Source organism: Thiocapsa roseopersicina (genome assembly GCF_900106925.1).
GTDB lineage: Bacteria > Pseudomonadota > Gammaproteobacteria > Chromatiales > Chromatiaceae > Thiocapsa > Thiocapsa roseopersicina.
Genome location: NZ_FNNZ01000068.1, coordinates 1 through 2,745 on the forward strand (window position 1 = coordinate 1; position 2,745 = coordinate 2,745).

Consider the following 2,745-nt stretch of genomic DNA (forward strand, 5'->3'; position numbering starts at 1 on the left):
GCCCACACCCCGGCCGCGCGAGACCGGGGGAGCGCTTCGCCGACCCCTATCACGCAACTTGATCGCGAAACCATCAAAATCGCTGACCGCACTCAATCAGGCGCGCGTCCAGGTTGTCGGTGACCTCGGGCAGCCGCAGCGACGCATCCAGACGCAGCTCGCGGTTGGTGAAGTCCGCGCGCCCGGACTCGGCGTGCTCGCGCAGCAGCTTCCAGCAGATCGCCCCGGCCACGCCCTTGATCAGGTATTCGTTGTCGACGAACAGGCTGTGGTCGTGGGGGAAATGCCGAATCTGGATCGTCCCGCCCGATGCCTCGACACCAGACGCGGCCATCGATCGAGCTGCCGGCGCGGTTGCTGGCGCACCGGGCCTGACGGACGCCGATACGGACGCGGAAGGCAGCTCGCAGGCCTGGTCAGCGGCCCGCGCGAGCCCATCGATGGAGAGGGCCAGATGGGAAGCCAGCACCACGAAGGCGTCCTCGTCCTGATAGGTGAAGCGTTCCTCGACGGGGCTCTCGACATACAGCACACCGAGCAGCCGATCGCCGCTGAGCAGAGGCACGGCCAACTGGCTGCCGGCATCCGCGAGACCGGGGAACGGGATCTCGGTCTCCAGCACACCACCGTCGGCACTGTCGGCGAAGTGCCGACGGGTCGCCTGGCTGTAGCGGTACTCCTGGACCACGTAGCCGATGCGAATCGGGGTTCTGGCCCCGGCGGCGACGCCGACGATGCCCTCGCCGACGCGCACCTCGGAGCCGACGCCCGACTCCGGATAGCCGCGGCTGGCGACGGTATAGAGACGCCGCTGATCCGGATCCAGCATCAGCAGCATCGCATGGTGGACATCCCAGTGCTGCGCCAGGCCCGCCAGCGTAACCTCGAGCAGTTGGGCCAGGTCGGTGCAGCGGGCCAGGGCGGCGACACAGGCCCGCAGTCCGGCCAACAGGTCTGCCGGCGGGGACGGTTGCGGGAGCGCATCGCCCGGCATGGCCTCGACGCGCAGGACCCGAAACAGGTCCGCACCGAGCAGGCGGAACACCTTGCTCATCCCTGTGTGGGAGGCGATGGCGGCGAGCCGCGCCTTCATGTACTCGAACAGCGGTCCTTCGGTCTCCGTGCGCAGATACTCGAGGTGCAGGTGGTAGAGGGCGGCACTCAAGGGATCGATCACCTCCACCGTCGCCCGGCGCCGATTCAGCAGGTTCTCGCGGGTCTTATTGAAGAACTGGTAGGACAGGGCGACGTGCCGGTCGTCGACGAAATGAACGTGCGACAGTTTGGCCACATTGGGCGTGCCATCCGCGGCACAGGTGGCAATGGTCGCCGGTACAGCGCCTTCGAAACAGACCCGCAAGGCACTCAACGGCGCCGTCATGGCCCCGGCTCCAGGCGCCTGCCGGCCCGCGGCCCGGGCGTTTGGTCGAAGAGCAGGGTCGGTAAGAAGGCCACGGCTACCGCGTCCTCTTTGCTCGGGGCCACCAGGGCATGGGAGAAGGCCGCCGAATAGCCCAGGGCGATGAGCTCGGCGGCTAAGGCGTTGCCGCTCGCGCGCATGTGCTGCGGATCGGTCGGTCCGAGCGGTCCGAGACGCGCCGCCGGGGCCTTGAGCTGCAGTGTCTCGTGGGTCTTGGGGCGACTGAACACCACCGCGATCGGTGCGCCTGCGGCCAGATCGCACAACAGGGATTCGGCCGTCCGCGTCGGCACGAGCACCACGACCTCCCGGCGATCCGCTGCGACACGGCAACCGAAGGCGCGGGCGAGGGATGGCACACCGGCGGCATCGTGCGACGCCAGACTGATGGAAACCGGGCCGAGCAAGAACGCGACCCGGGCCTGATCGAGCAGCGGACGGTCGGGCGGCGGACGGTCGGGCGGCGACGGAGCGGTCACCATCTGGGGCATCGACATGGGCCGGTCACCAAACGCGGCGGGTATGCCGGAATTCTACAAGCTCGGCGATGACTTGCCAGCGCCTGCCTCGCAGCCCGTCTCCGGGCGATCTCCCGAACCCCGGATCCGTGAGGGACCGGGGTTTAAGGAACTTTTAGCAATCCGTTAGCGAAGACTTAGCAACGCACCCCGGGGCTGGGGACTAGCCTTCTACCTGTCCCTATTCCCCGTCATTCAACGTTGGAGGTGTTCCCGATGAACGCTCGCAGCATCGCCCTTCCCATCCTCGCCCTGGTTGCCCACGCGGTCACCGCCGACCCGCGGGGCGTCCACGCCGAGCCAATCGCCGATTCGACGGCTTCGTTCGTCGAGCCCGTCGCGCGTTCGTTCACCGACTCGGCCATGTCGGACCTGAACGACCCGGCGCGGATCATCGAGCGCGGCCGCTACCTGGTCAAGGTAAGCGGCTGCAACGACTGCCACACCGAGGGTTACATGCAAGGCAACGGCGAGGTCCCGACCGAGCAGTGGCTCACCGGCAGCGCGGTCGGCTTCCAGGGCCCCTGGGGCACGACCTATGCGACCAACCTGCGGCTTCTGCTCAACGATCTGACTGAAGCCGAATGGCTGACGCGGGCGCGGGAGCCGAAACGTCCGCCGATGCCCTGGTTCAACCTGAGCGCGATGACGGACGCGGACCTGGTCGCGCTGTATCGGTTCGTGCGCTCGCTGGGGCCGGCCGGCGAGTCGGTGAGTACGGCCACCTTCCCTGATGGGTTTTTCCTCTTAAATCGTCAACTTGTATGAGGGAGAGCGGTGGGCCTCCCTCGGGGTGCTTGAACAACA

At 67.5% G+C, this 2,745-nt stretch carries 3 protein-coding genes; 1 reads left to right on the plus strand and 2 read right to left on the minus strand.

What is annotated here, in order from left to right; genetic code table 11:
* Positions 1–73: 73 nt before the first annotated feature.
* Both BLV04_RS24105 and BLV04_RS24110 read right to left on the minus strand, forming a co-directional pair.
* Positions 74–1,381 (minus strand): GAF domain-containing protein, encoded by a 1,308-nt coding sequence (locus tag BLV04_RS24105; RefSeq protein WP_093038673.1) that lies wholly within the window; start codon positions 1,379–1,381, stop codon positions 74–76.
* Positions 1,378–1,917 carry a hypothetical protein gene (locus BLV04_RS24110; RefSeq protein ID WP_139192045.1) on the minus strand — a complete coding sequence of 180 codons (540 nt, stop codon included), beginning with the start codon at positions 1,915–1,917 and terminating at the stop codon, positions 1,378–1,380. The genes BLV04_RS24105 and BLV04_RS24110 overlap by 4 nt, the downstream gene beginning before the upstream one ends.
* A gap of 237 nt (positions 1,918–2,154) precedes the next feature.
* Here BLV04_RS24110 and BLV04_RS24115 point away from each other — a divergent pair, with 237 nt between their 5' ends.
* Positions 2,155–2,706 (plus strand): c-type cytochrome, encoded by a 552-nt coding sequence (locus tag BLV04_RS24115; RefSeq protein ID WP_093038677.1) that lies wholly within the window; start codon positions 2,155–2,157, stop codon positions 2,704–2,706.
* The last annotated feature ends 39 nt before the right edge of the window (positions 2,707–2,745 follow it).

Bases quoted from the DNA above. Each gene is read 5' to 3' on its own strand.
- BLV04_RS24105 (WP_093038673.1), bottom strand. From the start codon at position 1,381: ATGACGGCGCCGTTGAGTGCCTTGCGGGTCTGTTTCGAAGGCGCTGTA.
- BLV04_RS24110 (WP_139192045.1), bottom strand. From the start codon at position 1,917: ATGTCGATGCCCCAGATGGTGACCGCTCCGTCGCCGCCCGACCGTCCG.
- BLV04_RS24115 (WP_093038677.1), top strand. From the start codon at position 2,155: ATGAACGCTCGCAGCATCGCCCTTCCCATCCTCGCCCTGGTTGCCCAC.